Origin of the sequence: Coleofasciculus sp. G1-WW12-02, assembly GCF_040219735.1 — a bacterium.
Taxonomy (GTDB): Bacteria; Cyanobacteriota; Cyanobacteriia; order Cyanobacteriales; family Coleofasciculaceae; genus Coleofasciculus.
The window spans coordinates 1-18,703 of the sequence record NZ_JAVJRX010000022.1; the positions used below are offsets into that span (position 1 = coordinate 1).

General features: G+C 46.0%; 16 protein-coding genes. 7 read left to right on the top strand and 9 right to left on the bottom strand.

Annotated features, from left to right (window positions below):
- A partial coding sequence (locus RID09_RS03320) for a hypothetical protein (protein ID WP_446334531.1) occupies positions 1 to 319 on the top strand: 319 nt, incomplete at its 5' end.
- Positions 320 to 641: 322 nt separating this feature from the next.
- Here the strand turns inward: RID09_RS03320 and RID09_RS03325 are convergent.
- The 3 genes from RID09_RS03325 to RID09_RS03335 all read right to left on the bottom strand — a co-directional run bounded on the left by RID09_RS03325 (position 642) and on the right by RID09_RS03335 (position 3,474).
- The gene (locus RID09_RS03325) at positions 642 to 2,798 is read right to left on the bottom strand and encodes a Tex family protein (protein WP_446334532.1); all 2,157 of its coding nucleotides are present in this window, start codon (positions 2,796 to 2,798) and stop codon (positions 642 to 644) included.
- 143 nt (positions 2,799 to 2,941) lie between these two features.
- Complete coding sequence (locus RID09_RS03330) at positions 2,942 to 3,223, bottom strand: Uma2 family endonuclease (protein WP_446334533.1); 282 nt, start codon at positions 3,221 to 3,223, stop codon at positions 2,942 to 2,944.
- Positions 3,224 to 3,291: 68 nt separating this feature from the next.
- Positions 3,292 to 3,474 (bottom strand): hypothetical protein, encoded by a 183-nt coding sequence (locus tag RID09_RS03335; RefSeq protein WP_446334534.1) that lies wholly within the window; start codon positions 3,472 to 3,474, stop codon positions 3,292 to 3,294.
- 257 nt (positions 3,475 to 3,731) lie between these two features.
- Here RID09_RS03335 and RID09_RS03340 point away from each other — a divergent pair, with 257 nt between their 5' ends.
- Together RID09_RS03340 and arsM are read left to right on the top strand one after the other, a co-directional pair.
- Positions 3,732 to 4,391: a DUF2834 domain-containing protein gene (locus tag RID09_RS03340; RefSeq protein ID WP_446334535.1), complete on the top strand. Its 660-nt coding sequence runs from the start codon at positions 3,732 to 3,734 to the stop codon at positions 4,389 to 4,391.
- 329 nt (positions 4,392 to 4,720) lie between these two features.
- Positions 4,721 to 5,683 carry an arsenosugar biosynthesis arsenite methyltransferase ArsM gene (gene arsM / locus RID09_RS03345; RefSeq protein WP_446334536.1) on the top strand — a complete coding sequence of 321 codons (963 nt, stop codon included), beginning with the start codon at positions 4,721 to 4,723 and terminating at the stop codon, positions 5,681 to 5,683.
- Between the two features lie 169 nt (positions 5,684 to 5,852).
- Here the strand turns inward: arsM and RID09_RS03350 are convergent, their stop codons facing one another.
- Positions 5,853 to 7,169: an aminopeptidase P N-terminal domain-containing protein gene (locus tag RID09_RS03350; RefSeq protein WP_446334546.1), complete on the bottom strand. Its 1,317-nt coding sequence runs from the start codon at positions 7,167 to 7,169 to the stop codon at positions 5,853 to 5,855.
- A gap of 140 nt (positions 7,170 to 7,309) precedes the next feature.
- Positions 7,310 to 7,447 (bottom strand): hypothetical protein, encoded by a 138-nt coding sequence (locus tag RID09_RS03355; RefSeq protein ID WP_446334537.1) that lies wholly within the window; start codon positions 7,445 to 7,447, stop codon positions 7,310 to 7,312.
- Positions 7,448 to 7,482: 35 nt separating this feature from the next.
- Between RID09_RS03355 and RID09_RS03360 the strand changes: the two genes are divergently transcribed.
- Both RID09_RS03360 and RID09_RS03365 read left to right on the top strand, forming a co-directional pair.
- Positions 7,483 to 8,025 carry a carboxymuconolactone decarboxylase family protein gene (locus tag RID09_RS03360; RefSeq protein ID WP_446334538.1) on the top strand — a complete coding sequence of 181 codons (543 nt, stop codon included), beginning with the start codon at positions 7,483 to 7,485 and terminating at the stop codon, positions 8,023 to 8,025.
- Positions 8,026 to 8,217: 192 nt separating this feature from the next.
- Positions 8,218 to 9,561, top strand: coding sequence for an adenylate/guanylate cyclase domain-containing protein (locus RID09_RS03365; RefSeq protein ID WP_446334539.1), 1,344 nt, complete (start codon positions 8,218 to 8,220; stop codon positions 9,559 to 9,561).
- A gap of 180 nt (positions 9,562 to 9,741) precedes the next feature.
- Here the strand turns inward: RID09_RS03365 and RID09_RS03370 are convergent, their stop codons facing one another.
- The 4 genes from RID09_RS03370 to rpmF form a co-directional block, all read right to left on the bottom strand.
- Positions 9,742 to 10,686: an NAD(+) kinase gene (locus RID09_RS03370; RefSeq protein WP_446334540.1), complete on the bottom strand. Its 945-nt coding sequence runs from the start codon at positions 10,684 to 10,686 to the stop codon at positions 9,742 to 9,744.
- A 201-nt stretch (positions 10,687 to 10,887) separates the two neighbouring features.
- Positions 10,888 to 14,496, bottom strand: coding sequence for an nSTAND1 domain-containing NTPase (locus RID09_RS03375; protein WP_446334541.1), 3,609 nt, complete (start codon positions 14,494 to 14,496; stop codon positions 10,888 to 10,890).
- A 698-nt stretch (positions 14,497 to 15,194) separates the two neighbouring features.
- Positions 15,195 to 15,788 carry a sulfite oxidase-like oxidoreductase gene (locus RID09_RS03380; protein WP_446334542.1) on the bottom strand — a complete coding sequence of 198 codons (594 nt, stop codon included), beginning with the start codon at positions 15,786 to 15,788 and terminating at the stop codon, positions 15,195 to 15,197.
- 126 nt (positions 15,789 to 15,914) lie between these two features.
- The gene (gene rpmF, locus RID09_RS03385; protein ID WP_446334543.1) at positions 15,915 to 16,088 is read right to left on the bottom strand and encodes a 50S ribosomal protein L32; all 174 of its coding nucleotides are present in this window, start codon (positions 16,086 to 16,088) and stop codon (positions 15,915 to 15,917) included.
- A 396-nt stretch (positions 16,089 to 16,484) separates the two neighbouring features.
- Between rpmF and RID09_RS03390 the strand changes: the two genes are divergently transcribed.
- Together RID09_RS03390 and RID09_RS03395 are read left to right on the top strand one after the other, a co-directional pair.
- Positions 16,485 to 17,405 carry a glycosyltransferase family 2 protein gene (locus tag RID09_RS03390; RefSeq protein WP_446334544.1) on the top strand — a complete coding sequence of 307 codons (921 nt, stop codon included), beginning with the start codon at positions 16,485 to 16,487 and terminating at the stop codon, positions 17,403 to 17,405.
- Positions 17,406 to 17,550: 145 nt separating this feature from the next.
- Positions 17,551 to 18,703, top strand: a 1,153-nt coding sequence (locus tag RID09_RS03395) for an RNA-guided endonuclease InsQ/TnpB family protein (protein ID WP_446334545.1), incomplete at its 3' end; no start/stop codon positions are given.

An 18,703-nucleotide genomic window follows, 5' to 3' on the forward strand; every position in this document is an offset into this window, starting at 1 on the left:
GAGCAGCAAACTGGCTATCGCATCCGCTGGTAGGTCTTTAACACTTGCCGATAACGTAGTGCGCTTAGCACTTAGGCTGGTAAGCACAGCTTTAACTTATTTGGCTAAAGCTCCGTGTATGCGAGACCGGGGTTGCTTACGGGAATTGCATCGGCGATCAGATTGCCCTATTATAACGATTATCCGCGATCGCAGCCGTAGAGACGTTCCGGTAGCATGTTTCCTGGGAATTACTGTTCTAGAGTATCGATTATGGGGTTTGCGATCGCAAAGTCTGCTTATGCTAATCTCAAGGAAGTTGAGTTGTCCACTAGATTAGAGATTGCTAGACAAGCGCAGAGACTCACTTTATTATGGACAGTAAGCTAATTTTTGACGGGAGAAAGCACGGGCAAAAATCCCGGTCAGCCGTCAAAATGCTCAGAACCTAGACAATACAATAGTTTTGGGGTTTTGAAGCGGGGGTGAGTTGGCTCAAATTTGCCGGAAAAATAGCCTTGAATACCCGCCTAACCCAACCTACGGTAATGAACTATTTTAGTTGGGTCATGCCACTACAGGCTACAGGCTAATTCATGAAACCCGCGCCGGCGGGTTTGGTTTGTGTAGCTGCGGTTTCAACCGCCCAATAGTTTCAACTATTACCTTTGTTGTGCCCCACGCATCGATAAACCAATCCGCTTTAACTTCTCATCCACAGACATAACCCGCACATTTACAACTTGTCCCACTTTGACAATTTCTTTAGGATCTTCCACAAATCGATCCGCCAGTTGGGAAATATGAACCAACCCATCCTGATGCACACCAATATCCACAAAAGCACCAAAATTCGCCACATTTGTGACAATTCCTTCTAACTCCATCCCCACTTTCAGGTCAGACATTTCCTTAATTCCTTCCTTAAATGTGGCATATTTAAACTCAGCACGGGGATCACGTCCGGGTTTTTCTAATTCCCGGATAATGTCTTTGAGTGTGGGTAAGCCAACGGTATCCGTGACATATTTCTTTAAATCAATAGACTTGAGCCGATCCGCCGCTTGGGGGATTTGTTTCAAGGGCACCCCAATATCCTTCGCGATCGCTTCTACGACTGGATAACTCTCCGGATGCACGGCGGTATTATCTAACGGGTTATCCCCACCGCGAATTCTCAGGAATCCCGCCGACTGTTCAAAGGCTTTGGGTCCTAATTTCGCTACCTTCAGCAGACGGCGACGATTGGGGAATGCACCATTTTCATTCCGATAGGTAACGATATTTTTAGCAATAGTTGGAGTTAAGCCGGAAACAAAGGTTAAAAGTTCTTTTGATGCCGTATTCAGATCCACACCCACATAGTTGACACAACTTTCTACCGTTTCATCCAGCTTCTTTCTGAGTAACTTTTGATCCACATCATGTTGGTATTGTCCCACGCCAATGGATTTGGGATCAATTTTCACCAATTCCGCCAAAGGATCTTGTAAACGGCGTCCAATACTAATCGCCCCGCGCACGGTAACATCTTGATCAGGAAATTCTTCTCGCGCCACATCACTCGCCGAATAGACAGACGCACCCGATTCATTCACAATCACGCTAATCGGTTTACGTTCCAGACTTTTAATCACATCCCCAACAAACTCATCGGTTTCACGGGATGCTGTACCATTCCCGATCGCGATTAATTCGATCTGGTATTTTTCAATCAGAGTTTTGAGTACAGTCGCCGCTTGTGTGGGTTTTCCAGTATGGGGGAAAATGGTTTGATATTCCATAAACTTCCCCGTTTCATTCAAAACCGCCACTTTACACCCGGTTCGCAATCCCGGATCAACCGCTAAGGTGGGTTTCATTCCCGCTGGAGGAGAAAGCAGGAGTTCTCGCAAATTGGTTTCAAAGGTATTAATCGATTCAAAATCAGCATAGGCTTTACGATCTGTCCGAACTTCCGTAATTAGGGAATTTTTCATCAAACGGTTAAAGCCATCATTAAGCATTTCCCGATAGAAGTTCCGCACCGCTGGAATTTTTGTGCGAATGGTTTCTGACTCTAAATACGATTGGATAAACTCCTGATCAAAATCCAGATTTAGGGTTAAAATCCCCTCACTCTCTCCCCGAAATAATGCCAGCATATTGTGTGGCGCGATATCCTTTGCCTTGATTTGGAAATTGCGGTACATTTCATATTTAGTGCTGCCTTCGGGGTAATCGTCTTTAATCTTGGAGACAAAACGCCCATTTTTCATCAAATAGTCGCGCAAATATGCCCGGAATTCAGCGGTTTCCGCGACTTCTTCGGCGAGGATATCAGACGCCCCTTTTAACGCATCTTCGGCGGTTGTGACATCCTTTTCTTCGGAAATATAATTAGCGGCTTCTGCTTCTAAGGAGACGGGTTTGGCGGTGGGGGTATTCAGGGATTTAATAAATTCAGCCAGAGGTTCCAACCCTTTTTCCCGCGCTACGGTAGCTCTAGTGCGGCGCTTGGGGCGATAAGGGAGGTAAAGGTCTTCTAACTCATTTTTCTGGAAACAGGACTCGATTTTCGCCTTCAGTTCATCCGTCAGCTTTCCTTGAGACGCGATCGCCTCCAGAATCGTGGCTTTGCGTGCTTCGAGTTCACTCAGGTAGGCGTAGCGTTCTGCGATCGCGCGAATTTGGACTTCATCCAGAGAACCGGTTCGTTCTTTCCGGTAACGGGAAATAAAGGGAATCGTGGCGCCCTCGGCTAAAAGAGACAGGGTATTTTCCACCTGATTGGCGGATAGGGAAAGCTCTTGTGCTAGGACGGAGGGAATATTCAGCATCGGGTCTTTATGGGTCTATCCTTTCTAGAATAAGATAATTCAGGAATAGTTTATTTAAATTAGAGGAAAAAGTTTTGATAAATCGAGGATTAAATCTAAAAAAGAGGGCAAAACCATTGTCTTATCTGGCAATACAATCCGCTTTAGGCTGTATCCAAAAATTCCTTGTCCTTTGTGATAGGGCGTTCGCTATTGGATGACAAAATAATCGGATCTTGACATTGTAATTTGGCTCTACCTGTAACTAATCCTGCCAATTCTTCCAGTAAATCCCGACAACAATTGGTGTGGGCTGTGCCTTTCGCCGCCATCTGCATGATTTCTCCACGAATTAATTCCACTCGGTCATCTTCGGTGAAAAATCCCAACTCTGCTAAACGATGATAGTCCTCAATCGTGAAGCGTTTTGCTGTTGTCGATGTCATAGGTATCGGTGGTATGGCAAAAGGCACAAGGGCAGAAGATGGCAAGGTAAAAGAAAATAAGAAGATGATCACTTCCAGTTTAGCGATCGCGAACTGATCCGTTGACCAAACACACGGCTGTGAAAACAGATTAACTCCAGCCAAATCAGTTTCAGATAAAATGCCTGTCTGTAGTGAGCAAACAGTTTAATTTTCTGCCATAAAAGCAAAAATTGGAGTTTGAGGCGAACAGCTAATTCCCTGGTTAGCATAGCTCTGTTGGTGTTGTAGGGTTAAACAGCCTTGGGTTGAAACCCAAGGAACTCAAAGCTCAAGTAAGAATCGAGCTGACTGGATAAGAGTTTTAGTCCATTTTAATGGACTTTAGCTTTTAGCCAAGAACTTGAGTTCTTGGCGGATGCTGGGGCTTCCTGACAAAGGTGTATTAGCCCAAAACGCCAATCGCCCCAATCGATTCATGCGATAATGCACAGGATACCCGGTGGACTTGCACTTCAAATCATTACCTATGCTCAGACAACTTGGTTTTTGGCTACTCTGGGTTAGCTTTCTCGCTTATGCCGTTCTGCTTGCACCTCCCCAGCAACCCGATACCTTTGACCTGATTACCAATCTTTCCACAGGCAATTGGGACGGGATTAATCCCTTAATTATTGCCCTATTCAACATCATAGGCATTCTACCTCTAGCATACGCCTGCTTCGTATTTATTGATGGACGAGGGCAAAAAATCCCCGCGTGGCTATTTGCTACCGTCTCCTTTGGTGTGGGGGCGTTTGCTTTACTCCCCTATCTCGCCTTACGTCAACCCAATCCTGAATTTCCTGGCTCAAAAAATATCTTCCTGAGTATTCTCGATTCCCGTTGGTTCGGTGTTGTTCTCACCCTCGGCACTTTGGTATTACTAGGATTTGGCATACTCAACGGCGATTGGGCAAACTTTATCCAGCAATGGCAAACCAGCCGCTTTATCCATGTGATGAGCCTGGACTTTTGCCTATTGTGCTTGCTTTTCCCGGCACTGGTGGGCGATGATATGGCACGACGCGGCTGGAACAATCCCGTCCTATTTTGGGCAGTCGCACTGGTACCATTAATCGGTTCACTGGTCTATCTGTGTCTGCGTCCTCCTCTTCCCGACACCGAGGAAGCCATGGCAACGGCTTAAAGAAGACAAAACCCTTGATATACCGTAGGGTGGGCATTACCCACCAGCCTTCCATTCGCCCCCTTACCAACCCCGATTTTCGATCTTGATATACCGTAGGGTGGGCATTGCCCACCAGCCTCATCTCTTGCGTGCCATTCATCTTAATGGACTTGAGCTAAATCCGTTATAGCGACAGCAATAACTCAAAAGTTGATAAACTTTAACCAATTCTCAGCAAAAACTAATTCAGCCCCAGTTTAATACCCTCAGAGAAAGAATGCTGACAGCATAAATCGTCATCAAGTCACCCATGACGAATGACCAATGACAAATGACCAACAAACACTATGAGTTATCTAGAAACAACCGCAGAATTCTACAGTGAAGTCGCCCAAACCCCGCAAGTGGGGTTATGTTGTGTGCAAAGCTCTCCCCTACAACTCCCCGGACTGAAAATTCCCCGGCAAATGCAGGAAATGAACTATGGTTGTGGAACCACCGTTCATCCGGCTGAACTGATAAACGAGCCAACTGTACTCTATGTGGGCGTGGGTGGCGGTTTAGAAGCCCTGCAATTTGCCTATTTTTCCCGACGCCCGGGTCGGGTTATTGCTGTTGATCCCGTCAAGGCGATGCGGGAAGCGGCGACTCGTAACTTAGCCAGCGCCGCTCAAGATAATCCTTGGTTTAACCCAAGTTTTATTGACATTCGTGACGGCGATGCCTTTGACCTAGCTGTACCTGATGCTTCCGTTGATGTCGTCGCTCAGAATTGCCTATTTAATATCTTTGAACCCGCTGACTTGACTAAAGCCTTGCAAGAAGCCTATCGGGTGTTAAAAATTGGCGGACGCTTGATTATGAGTGACCCCATCGCCACCCGTCCGATTCCTGAACATTTACGGCAAGATGAACGGTTACGGGCAATGTGCCTATCGGGGGCATTAACATATAACGAGTATATCCAACATCTGGTTCATGTCGGGTTTGGTCAAGTCGAAATCCGGGCGCGACGCCCTTATCGACTGTTGGATTGTCAAAGTTATAAGTTAGATGAGCCGTTGCTGCTGGAAAGTTTAGATTCTGTGGCATTCAAAGTGCCGATTCCGGAAGATGGCGCTTGCATTTTCACCGGAAAAACGGCGATTTATCAGGGAAGCCAAGCGGTTTTCGATGATAACGCAGGTCATGTTCTGCAAAAAGGTGTTCCGGCGTCGGTGTGTGATAAAACAGCCGCTAACCTGGCGATGTCAAAAGATATCATGATTACCGATTCCACCTGGCACTATACTGGCGGCGGTTGCTGTTAAAGGTGTCGAATCGATTTGAATCGGGCGCACGTCGGTCTTATGTGTCAATGTAGAGACGCGCCATGGCGTGTCTCTACAGGGTTTGAGCTCTTATTTTAAAAAGACCCCTCTCCCGTGCAACAAGTGTGAAGGTTAATCCCCTAAATTAAGTGTGTCACGCCACTACCCTTTACCCTTCCATCTCGTCTAATAACTTTGGCACCCCAGCCGTTAACACCTCATGTCCCGACTCGGTAACCAAAACATCATCCTCAATCCTGACACCAATCCCGCGCCAACGTTCGGGAATCTCAGGTTGACCTTCTACCGGTTTAATATCTAAGCCAATATACAATCCCGGTTCCACTGTCACCACTTGACCCGGTTCAAAGGTTTGCCAGGATTCTTCCCCATTCTTATATACCCCAGAATCATGAACATCTAACCCTAACCAATGTCCAGTACGATGCATATAGAAGGGTTTATATTTCTCCTCCTTAATAATTTCCTCGATATCTCCCGCCAGTAATCCCAAATCCATTAATCCTTCTACCAATACGCGCACGGCTGTATCGTGAAATAGATTATAAGGCTTTCCCGGTTGCACCTGTGCGATCGCGTCTTGCTGCGCCTTCAATACCAACTCATAAATAATCCGCTGTTCTTCGCTAAATTTACCCCCAATAGGAAACGTGCGGGTAATATCGGCATTGTAATACTCATAAGCACAGCCCGCATCAATCAACAGCAAATCCCCAGTTTCCATCTGGCGGGTATTTTCCACGTAATGCAGAATACAGCTATTCACCCCTGACGCCACAATCGACGGATACGCTGGACCCAACGCCCCCCGTTGGCGAAAAATATGTTCGATTTCCGCCTGAATTTGGTACTCATAACATCCCGCTTGGGCAAATTTTCGGGCATAATTATGAGCATCTACAGAAATCGCCACAGCTTGGCGCATCATCTCCAACTCAGTTGGACTCTTCACCAAGCGCATCTTCTGGAGAAGCGGATTTGTGGACTCAATCGCCATTGGACCCGTTCCCCGCTTGGGATAGGTTCTCATCAAGGTTTGCCAATGGGTGAGGATGGTTTGATTAAACTCGCGATCGCGCCCTAACTGATAATAAATCCGATCCGCCTTCTCTAAATACTGGGGTAACTTCTCATCCAGTTCCGTAATCGGATACGCCTCATCTGCACCATAGCGTTCTTTCGCCCCATCAACCCCCGTCCGATACCCCGTCCAAACTTCCTTTTCTGGATCTTTGGGTTGGACAAACAGAACAAAGCGGTGTTCAGAATGGTGCGGCGCTAACACCGCCACGGCTTCAGCTTCATTAAACCCCGTCAGATAAAAGAAATCACTATCCTGACGAAAATTATATTCCACATCATTATGCATCACCGCAACCGGGGCGCTGCGGAAGATAGCCGTCCCCTTACCAATCTGACTCATCAACTGTTCGCGGCGTTGGCGATACTCGGTTTGTGAAATCATCATTATGTTTCGCTAGCTTTTGGGTAGACAATTAACCCCAGAACTGATATTTATGGTTAGAGTTTTATTATCCTTACTCTAGTCAATTCCGGCAATGCACCAGAGAACCGCAGGAATTTGACGACCGTTTTAGGGGCATTCTACTGAAATTTACCGTTCATCGTTCCGGGTTGATTGGTGATTACCATGAACCCCGTCACTTGGTTTTTACCCAGGAGTACGTCCTCTCTTGCCAACCCAGAACAGGTGAACGGAGAACTCAATCCAGCGTAATACATCGTATTACCTAAACGCAACCATTTTTGAGGCAATTATGGCACAATTTCCCCTGCAAGACACCGATCAGATCACCCATCCCCTTGTCCAAGATACCTACGCCGAAATTCGCGCCGAATTGGGATTTGGTATAGTACCCAATTTATTCAAATCCATGGCGATTCGTCCCGAGTTTTTATCCACCACCTGGAAACAGTTTCGATCCACTATTTTAAAAGGCACTATTCCCCGCACGATTAAGGAAATGATTGGTGTGGCTATCTCCCAGGCAAATGGTAGTGATTATGCGCTGAAGGTTCACTTGCACAGCTTATCCGCACTGGGAATTAGCGAACAAGTATTACAAATGCTTGTCAGCGACTTTGATAACTGTCCCTTACCCGAACGCGAAAAAAGCGTCATTCGCTTTGGCTTGCTTGCGGCGACGAAACCCCAGCAACTCAGTGATGCAGACTATCAACACTTGTACGAGTTGGGATTAGATCAATCAGAAATCTTTGAACTGATTACCACCGCTAACCTATTTACCGCTATCAACCAATATACCGACGCGATCGCTCTAGAAATTGATACCCTATAACAATAGGGGATGAAAGAGGTTTGAGTTTTTTGGGGCGGGTTGAGGAATTTATATGGTTTGTCTCCCGTAAGTAGCCAGCAAAACCCGCTCCCAACACTAGCACGAATTCCCAAACTTATCGATAATGAATCATAAACAAGTGAGATATATAGACGCGCCGTGGCTTCCCCTATGATGGGATGAGGGATAGGAATGAGTTTTTCTTTATTTGCCAGCAGTAATCATCAGCTCGAAGCTCAGGATCGGGAACAACTCCTCCAAACTACCCGACAGTTGCTGACTCAAATCCAGGCGCTTTCATCCCGAATTTCCGCAGTTAATGAAATTGCTAATTCGATTAACCGCTCCTTGAATTTAGAAGAAATATTACAAATTCTCAGTAAACAAGCGAAGTGGTTATTAGACTTTCAGCATTGCAGTGTCTGTCTCAAAAACGACGATGGTACATTTCGCTTAATCACTCTATTTGGTTCCCAAATTCCCTGCCAGGATTGTCCCATTTGCGAAAAGAATCCAATCATTTTTGCTCTCAAAACTGGACAATCTCAACTCAATCCTCCCGATGCCAACGATACATTTTTATCTGCATATCCCTCTAAAATTATTCTGCCCCTAACTAGAGATGATCAAGTTATCGGTTCGCTAAATTTTGCCACGAGCCAACCCTCAGCCTATTCCCAAGAAGATTTACGCATCGGCTATTTACTGGCGGTGCAATTAGCTAGTGCGATTCGCAATGCTAGATGTTTTCAGGAAATGAAAAGGCTGTTGGCAGAAATGAACGTCCTTTACTCGAATCTGGAAGGAGAACGACGTAAATCTGACCAACTCTTGTTAAATATTCTCCCTGAACCCATTGCTCATGAGTTGAAAGAAACGGGAAAAGTAAAACCTGTTTATTATGATTGTGCTACCGTTTTATTTACCGACTTCAAAGGATTTACCAAAATTGCTGAACAATTATCACCGGAAGCGCTGGTTCAAGAATTAGATTATTGTTTCTCGTTTTTTGATTTAGTCAGTGAAATTTATAAACTGGAAAAATTAAAAACGATTGGTGATAGTTATATGGCAGTCTCTGGTATTCCCGTCGCCCAATCTACTCATGCTATTGACACGGTTCTAGCGGCTTTACAAATCCAGGCTTTTATCCACTGGCGACAAATTGAAAAGAGGCAGAATAATGAACCCTATTGGGAGATTCGGATTGGTATTCACTCCGGTTCCTTACTCGCGGGTGTGATTGGGCGCAAGAAGTTTACCTATGATGTATGGGGGGATACTGTGAACATAGCATCCCGAATGGAGTCATCCGCGATTCCGGGAACGATTAATATTTCCCAAGCGACATTTGATCGGGTTAAGGATTTTTTTGAGTGTGACTATCGGGGAAAAGTTGCGGCTAAAAATAAAGGAGAAATTGATATGTATCAGGTTAAACGACTCAAACCCGATTTTGCCACGGATTCTCTCGGTTTGGTTCCTAATGAGAAGTTTAATCGGATTTATTCTAGAATTTCTAGTCTAGCGGTCTAATAACCTAGTCCGCGCAGGCGGACTTTGTTTGTGTAGCAGCGATTTTAATCGCCGTTGCAAAAGGGGATAATAAAGGCGGATTTGGTATTAGTCTCAAAATTCCATCGGGGCGGGTTTAGTCACTTATGGGTTAGGTCAGAAACGATAGGAGTAAAACCCGCCCCTACACATTCAAATCAATTAATGTCGGTGATTATTACTATAATGAAATCTCGCCCCAGCCCACTGTAGTTTTTCCCGTAAGGTTTTGTAGTAGGAATTATTTTCGCGTAGAATGATAAACTTGGCATAGCAATCTGCCTTACGCACATCCACCCGTTGTCCGGGCCAAATCGGTGTTGCCATTACCCCATCCATCCACAGCTTGGTGTTGAGTTCATAATCGCCGAGGGGCCAAATGCTGACAATAGAACCCGCAGGTAGGACTAAGGGACGACTGGATAGACTTAAGGGACAAATTGGCGTTACCGCGATCGCTTCCATGCCATCATGGAGAATCGGACCGTTGGCAGATAAGGTATAACAAGTCGAACCGGTTGGTGTAGCGACAATCAATCCATCCCCTTGATACTGATCGACGACTTCTCCGTCAATTTCCATTTCTAGAATCGAGGTAATCATGCGATCAGCTGAGGCGGGTTTGACGCACATTTCATTCAGCGCCAAATAGCGATCGCTCACGGGTTCGAGATTGGTACCTGTGGCAAAGCTATGCTGGCGGGAATCCCCTTCAAATAGAAGGGCTTCGATCATCATGCGTCGCTGCACAGCATAGCGATCTTCGATAATCCGATCCCATATCTGTTCGCTCTCCTTGAACGCCTCAAAGGGTTCTGTCAGAAATCCCAGATGTCCGCCAATGTTGATCGCCAAAATCGGGATACCTGCGGGGGCTAGGTGTCGTGCGGCGGCTAAGGCGGCGCCATCCCCTCCCAGCACCACCGCCAGATCGATGTTCTGCATCACGGATGCCAAAAACACAGGATAGGGATTATCCTTGGCACTACTCGGTCCAATTAGGACATGACAACCGCGTTTTTCTAATTGGCGAGCGCATTTTTCCGCCCAAGCTTGACCTTGGGAGTCTCTGGCTTTGTGGACGATAATCACTTGTTTTAGCTGCACGGTGACCTCATTACTGACGTTTGAGAGATGTCCTCGATGAGAAAGCGATCGCACGGGTGGTTAATCCGTCTCAATTATCCATCCTTATTGTCCGGTTGTCAGAACCGGGGAATCAAATGTACGGGCGAAGCATTTGCGGAGTAAGGTGAGCGGTTTGTTGCATAACTATAGAGCGCAAATGCTTCGCCCCTACTGATTACTTTAATGGCGCGTTCTTGACAGTTTAGCTTGACAAATATCACGAGATAGAGTAATAGCTGTAATTTCTGGCTGGGGACGTTCAAAAACGGGATGATTTTTTAGGCGATCGCACGCCACTTGCAACCCCGTTTGCCAATCCTGGGGTTCTGGTAATATCCTCACATCCCACAAGCGTACTGTTTTATCCTCACTACCACTGGCAAGTCTTTCACCATCTGGACTAAACGTCAGCGATCGCACAGCACCTTGATGTCCCCGTAACGGTTCACCCCGTAACTGACCCTGAGCATTCCATAAGCGAATTGTACCATTGCCACTACCACTGGCGATCGTTTCCCCATCGGGACTAAACGCCACCGCAAAAACCACTCCCTGATGTCCTCGCCAAGGTTCACCCATTAACTCACCTTGACGATTCCATAAGCGTACTGTCCCATCTCGTCCCCCACTGACAATCCTCTCACCATTGGGACTAAACCCTAGGTCAAACACCACACCCTCATGTCCCCGGAACGGTTTACCCAAGGGTTGACCCTGACGATTCCACAAGCGGATTGTCCCATCCCCACTACCACTGGCGATGGTTTCTCCATCGGGACTAAACGCCACCGTAAAAACGACTCCCTGATGTCCCAGAAACGGTTGACCAATGGGATTACCTTGGCGATTCCACACCTGAACTGTACCATCTTTCCCACCACTAACTAGGAATTGACCGTCTGGACTCCAAGCTATTGAGGTGATCCAATCCTGTCCCAAAAACGGCTGACCTAGGGGTTGACCTTGAACCGTCCACAAGCGAATTGTACCATCCTGGCTACTACTAGCAATCACCTGTCCTTGAGGACTAAAAGCCACCCCTGTCACCTCATCTTTATGTCCGGGTAAGGATTGACGAATTAAAGGGTTCTGTCGCGTCCACAGATGAACCAAACCATCCTCGGTTCCACTGACTATGATTTGATTATCGGGATGAAAATCGACAGCCTTAACCGCTGATTCATGGTCTAAGCGATCGCGTTCTCTGGCTACTTCAATGGCTTGCCAAAGACTGGACGCAATTGGCTTATCTACTTGCTGCAATTTAGCATAACTTTGAGCCGTTGTTTCAATTGCCAGTAATAATCCCTTAATGGGTTCCACCGGGAGCAAGTTTTGCACGGTAGCCGCATTTTTATATAACTGTTCCCGTTCAGCGATTTGTGCTGTTTTATACCATCGGCTCATCGCCATCCCAGTGGTTAGACTCAATAGCGCGATCGCGATGACTAATCCTCCCCTAGCAAAACCCCGTCGCGTTCGTTTGTGCTGGATACTCTGCTGAATCAGGTCTTGTCCTAAAGGGGATAAATTGAGATAATCTCGATAATACTCTGCCTCAGTTAGGGTTAATTCCGATAAGATTCGGTTGGGTTTTCCTTGAGTTTGCCACGCAATCGCTGCGGCTTCAATTTGTTCCTGTAGTCTCATCCCGTGGCGTTTTTCTTCGACCCATTGCTGGAGTTTTGACCAATGCTGAATTAGGGCTTCGTGGGCAATTGTTACGACGGTTTGATTCCATTTCCAGGAGTGAGTGATGATTAAACCCCCATCGATTAATTGTTGCATCACTGATGTAACTGCTTTTGTTGAATGGCGATCGCCACTATCCTTGACCGCATTTGTTGATGAAGACGTTTCTTTTGTAGAGACGTTGCATGCAACGTCTCTACACAGCGCGTCTCCAGATCCCCTAACCTCTCCTTCTACTTTGCCTGATCCGGTGTTCCCAGACATAGTATGAGAGGTTAGATGCAGCGTCTCTACAGATTCAAATTGGTTTCCAGATTTTCCTTGAAAACTCAGAATTAACTCAGATGGGTCTACTTGTCGCGCCGTAACTTGACTGTTTTCACTCAACTGAATTAACGCTAAAAAAATGTCTTTGGCAATTTTTTGTTCCTTCGTCGAAAACGATTGATAAACGCGGTTTGCGTGTTTTTCTATTGCCCCTTGCAGCCTACCCCACCGATAATATTCTGCTACCATTAACCGATTCACTGGACGCCGTTGCCACAGTTGAGTTAACATAAACTGGAGTAACGGTAAACTGGCAGCATTCTCTAAATCCCAGAGGAGTTGAGTGACTAAATCTGATTCAATATCTACACCCACTTGCTGGGCGGGTTTAATAATAGCGGTTTCTAATCCTTCCTTGGTCATTGGGGTAACAGTTACCATAAGCGCCTGAATTTTTTGCACCAGTTGGGGATAATTCGCACAATTGCTTAAAAAATCTGTTCGCATCCCTATAACCAGACAAAGTTGATTCTCGGTGTGTTCTAATCCACCCAACAAACAATCAAAAAACTGTTGTCGTTCTGTTTCATCCCGACAGCAGGTAAATACCTCCTCAAATTGATCCACCACCAACAATAACCGCCGTTCTCCAGCCACTGTCCGCAGCACAATCCCTAATCCTACTCCCCCCATTTGGATCAGTTTCATGGTTTGTGTAAACTGATAGTCACGTTCGGGGTTATGGGGATTGACAAATGATCGGGCTAAATTCTCAAGGGGATGTTCACCAGGTTGAAAAATCAAGGTCAGCCATTCCTGAGTCCCTGATAACCGTTGTCCCCGTTTAAGCTGATGCAAAAGTCCGGCGCGAATCAGCGAAGATTTCCCACTCCCACAGGTTCCAATTACCGCCAGGAAATTGTTTATGCGTATATGTTCGAGGAGTTCATCTGTTAATGTTTCTCGTCCATAAAAATACTGGGTATCTTCGTTTTTGTAGTCAAAATAGGCTAAACCTTTATAGGGACAAAACCGTTCAGGTGCGCTGGGGGGTAAAGCGGGTAAAGATTCTAGATCGGTTTGACGATTACGGATTAACAGAATCGGTTTCCCGGCGTTAGCAAAAATCAGGGGAGGGGATAATTGATTAATTAAATCGGTTAGGGTATAGTTCGTCACCCAGCCAGGGGGATGGTTTCTGGAATCGAGTCCTAATAATAGAATGGACGCCAACTGACTGTAATGATTCAATTCAGTCCGATTTTTTAATTTATCCTTTTCTCCCCATCTCCCCATCTCCCCATCCCTTTGTGACTGACAGGTGGCGATAAAACAACGACTGTATCCCTGACCCCGATATCCCGGATCAGCTTGGGTGAGGTCAAACTTTTCATCGCTACAATAGCAATCTAACCAAATAATTTGCTCTCGGACTGGACTTTGTTGCAACAAATTACGCAGCCAGGACAGAGATAATCCCCAGTGACCCCGATTTGGGTTAACATCGCTGGTGGCTAAGAAACTGGTTTGTAGGTCTTGATTTTTGTAGAGTCCATAGCCAGAGAAATATAGCACAACCGTATCGGGAATTTTGTTTCCGTCTGGGAGTAAAAGTTGGACTAATGCGGTTTCAAGTTGAGTCTGGGTAACTCGAATGGGGGTAGTTGAATCGACAGGAGTGTTGAAAGCTGGAAGTCGCCTGACTTGGACATTACCGCGATCAATCAGGAGTTGCGCGATCGCATCCGCATCCTTCGCTGGTGATGTCAAGTTTTTCAGGTGCTGAGTATCGTAAGTATTAACCCCAACGATCAAAGCCTGTCGATTCATAAGAAGTCGTCAATCCCTGTCAGCAGCATCCCGTTTTCCGGGCTAACTTTAATTGATTCAGAGATTGTGCTTCTACTCAGGACAATTAGAGGAGTTACTTAGAGAATTAGAAGTTCTTTTGAATAGGGATGAAATCAGACCCTACAGGCAGGCACATTTTCCCATTATGAAGTAAGTATCCCAGAAAAACACCGCCCTTGTCAATAACCTGAATAACATTCAACCTTTAGATCCCCCGTGCAATAAACGCGAAGCATCCTCTGGCTTCCCCCTTTTTAAGGGGGACGGAAGGGGGATCTCAAGGGAAGAGGGGGATCTATAAGGGAAGAGGGGGATCTCTAATCTTGTCGCTGTATCGGGAAAGTTGAAAGCTGAAATTTGTTAACCAAGGCGCGATCGCATCAGCCTTTTTGGTTGGTTCTGGCTAACTTTAACTAATCTTGTCGTCACTTTAACGGATGCAGAAATTTCTCCCCTCGTTAGCACAATTAGCAGCGTTACTTATGAGATAAGAATAAATCAGGGATTTCACCCAATATTTGTGTTGAATAAGTATGAAATCAGACCCTACAGGCGGGCACATTTTACCATTATGAAGTAAGTATCCCAGAAAAACACCGCCCTTGTCAATAGCTCAAATCGGGATTATTTCAGTCATCTTGCACCCCTGCTATCTTAGAGGCACATCAGTTTATTGCTCAGGAACTATAGCGCTCCTCTGCCCAAGGTTCACCTCGGCGGTGATAACCATTACGTTCCCAGAACCCCGATTCCTCGTGGTCAAAAAACTCTAAACCATTAATCCACTTCGCGCTTTTCCAAGCATACAGGTGCGGTACCACTAAACGCACCGGACCCCCATGTTCTGGAGGTAAAGGTTCACCGAACAGGGTATGGGCAAAAAAGTTATCCTCACGCACAAACTCGTCCAATGTCAGGTTTGTGGTGTAGCCGCCATAGCAATGTTGCAAGACATGGGTAGCTTTCGGGTCAAGTTCCACCTGACTCATAAAGTCGGTTACCTTGATCCCCGTCCATTGCACATCCAGTTTTGACCAACGGGTCACACAATGAAAATCCTTAGTAAAATCATGTTGAGGCATTGTCATAAAATCTGACCAACGCCAAGTCTTGGGTGTAGCTAAACCCCAAACCCGAAATTCCCAGTCATCAATGTTGACTTGGGGAGTATTACCATAGGTTAGAACCGGGAACCCCTTGGTCAAGAACTGACCCGGAGGCACGCGATCGCTCTGTTCCAGTTCCGGTTTTTGGAAAAATTTTCCGATCATAGTTTAACCTCACTCAACGACATAAGGCTGCGAATCTAGAGAGTACAGAGGTTAACATGCTACCTCTGTACTCCCCCATCTGTACTCCGTCAACAGAGGTGTTCACTTGCCTTGTCCCACCCTGCACTAGGCTTCTTCTTCCTCTTCTTCTTCACTCGGATAGACAAACGTCGAACGTCCACTCAGAACTGCCTTCCCAAGAGAGAGGGCTTTCTGGGCTTCCAAGGATGCCTTGCGCCTCCAGTTAGCCCTGCGTTTGTCTCGTTTTGACTTTGATGTTTTCTTCTTTGGTACAGCCATGGTCGTCAGTTCACGAATTTTGCACAACCTTTCTATTGTATGCCAAAGCGTGGGTATTTGAAGCCAAGCCTCTGCCGGAAGCTACGTTACTGCAATGTTAAACTGAGTAAGCCAATGTAAAGATTGTACAAAGATTGGGGAAAGCTCTAGACACAGGGATGGAAAACCCCTCAAAATATAATTAGTGTAAAAAATTCTTTTCACCCTTCGACTAGGCTCAAAGCATAGTTTTGACTTGTAACTAAAAGCTGTTTTTATGGATAAGTTATCGGTTTCAAGCTTTCCTGAGCGACTTGCACCCGCCTCTACAGTATAACGTTTGACTTCCCAGGTAGCCGTACTGGTCTATGTAAAGGAATCTGCCACTCGTTTAATCGTTCACTCACTTTTTAACTTATGTTTTCCATCTACATTCTCACCCACAACGAAGAACTAGATATTGCCGCTTGTATTGAATCGGCACAGTTATCGGATGATGTCATCGTGGTAGATTCCTACAGCACAGACCACACCGTAGAAATTGCCTCCCGCTATCCGGTTCGTATCGTGCAACATCAGTTTGAGAGCCATGGCAAGCAACGAACCTGGATGCTAGAAGCTATTCCCACGAAGTATGAATGGGTTTATATCTTAGAAGCAGATGAGCGGATCACCCCTCAACTGTTTCAAGAATGTTTAGCGGCGATAAAACGCCCAAATGCGGTTGGCTATTATGTGGCAGAACGAGTAATGTTTATGGGGAAATGGATTCGCCACAGTACCCAATATCCCCGTTACCAAATGCGTTTTTTCCAAAAAGGAAAAGTTTGGTTCACCGATTACGGTCATACGGAACGGGAAGTTTGTGCTGGAGCAACGAGTTTTCTGCAAGAAACCTATCCTCACTATACCTGTAGTAAAGGCTTGAGTCGTTGGATAGAAAAGCACAATCGCTACTCCACCGATGAAGCAACTGAGACACTCCGTCAGTTACAACAGGGAAACGTCAATTGGTGGAACTTATTCTTTGGTCGCTCGGAAGTCGAACGGCGTCGAGCGCTCAAGGATTTATCCCTACGCTTACCGTTTAGACCCCTGTTACGGTGGATTTATATGTATTTCTTCCTCGGTGGTTGTCTGGATGGCAAAGCGGGAATGGCTTGGTGTACCTTGCAAGCCTTCTATGAATATTTAATTTTGCTTAAAGTCCAAGAAATGAAGCAAATGCCACCGTCTCACATGTCGCCAGCTCATCCAATGACTGTCATACCAGATGTTAAGACTTCTGAGGTATCCCATAACTATAGGATAGCGATAGTGAAAACGACGGCGTTTTAACCAGGGGATGAAACCGAGCGAGGCGTTCAGCGTAGAGACGCGCCATGGCGCGTCTCTACTTTAGTTGCGAGTCTAATCTATCCTGAAAACACTCAAACAATAGTGTAGTATAATGAGTGTTAGATACATTGCAAGGGTCGAGCAAATGTTTAGTTTAATTTACGAGTTTAAGTTAAAACCAACTAGCGCCCAAATAGCCACTTTTGAGGAATGGCTAGAACAATGTCGCAGGGTATACAACTACGCTTTAACTGAGCGCAAAGATTGGGTTAATAGCCGTAAATGTCCGGTAAACGCTTGCTCGATCAAAAGTGAATACATCATACCAGCAGATCAATCCGCGCCTAATTATTCAAGTCAATGTGAAAATTTAACCCAAGCTAAAAAGAATATCCCTGCACTAAGGATGGTACACTCACAAGTGCTACAACAGACCCTAAAGCGGCTACAGTTAGCATTTGAGGGAATGTGGAAGAATGGGCGGGGATTTCCACGGTACAAGAAAGCAGGTCGGATGCGGTCATTCGTATTTCCATCAATGGGGGTAGCCCCCATTCAGGGGAAGTATGTCAAGCTACCCAAAATTGGGCTGGTCAAGTTCAATCAATCTCGCCCAATTCCCGATGACGCAGCGATTAAACAGGCGCGGGTTGTGAGGCGGGCGTCCGGCTGGTATGTACAACTAACCTGGCAATGGAAAGTAGATGTACCCCAGATTAATTCATCGGGTACATCGATAGGGATAGATGTGGGTATTAGCCATTTTGCCGCCGTATCTAATGGGCGATTGTTCCCCAATCCAAAGCCGTTTAAGCAACTAGAAAGCAAGCTTAAATCGCTGCAAAAAAAGGTAGCTAATAAACGGTTTGGGTCAAACAATCGCGCCAAGGCACTTCTCGAAGTGGCACGACTACACGAGCGGATAGCAAACACTAGGAAAAACTACCATTGGGAGTTAGCCCATAACCTTTGTGACTGGGCTGACATGATATTTGCTGAACAACTCAACCTCAAGGCACTATCTAGAGGCTTCTTGGCTAAGCACTGCCTAGATGCGGGGTGGGGTCAATTCCTAGATATCCTTTCTCAATGTTGTGTTAAGCGGGGCAAATACTTCCAGAAAGTACCCGCTGCAGGCACAAGTCAAACTTGCCCCAAGTGCCTAAAGGAGACGGGCAAGAAAAAGCTTCGAGAGCGGGTACATAAATGCCAGTATTGCGGGTATACCCAAGACCGCGATATAGCCGCTGCTCAAGTAGTCGAGATTAGAGGACTCGTTGCCGTGGGACACACGGTGG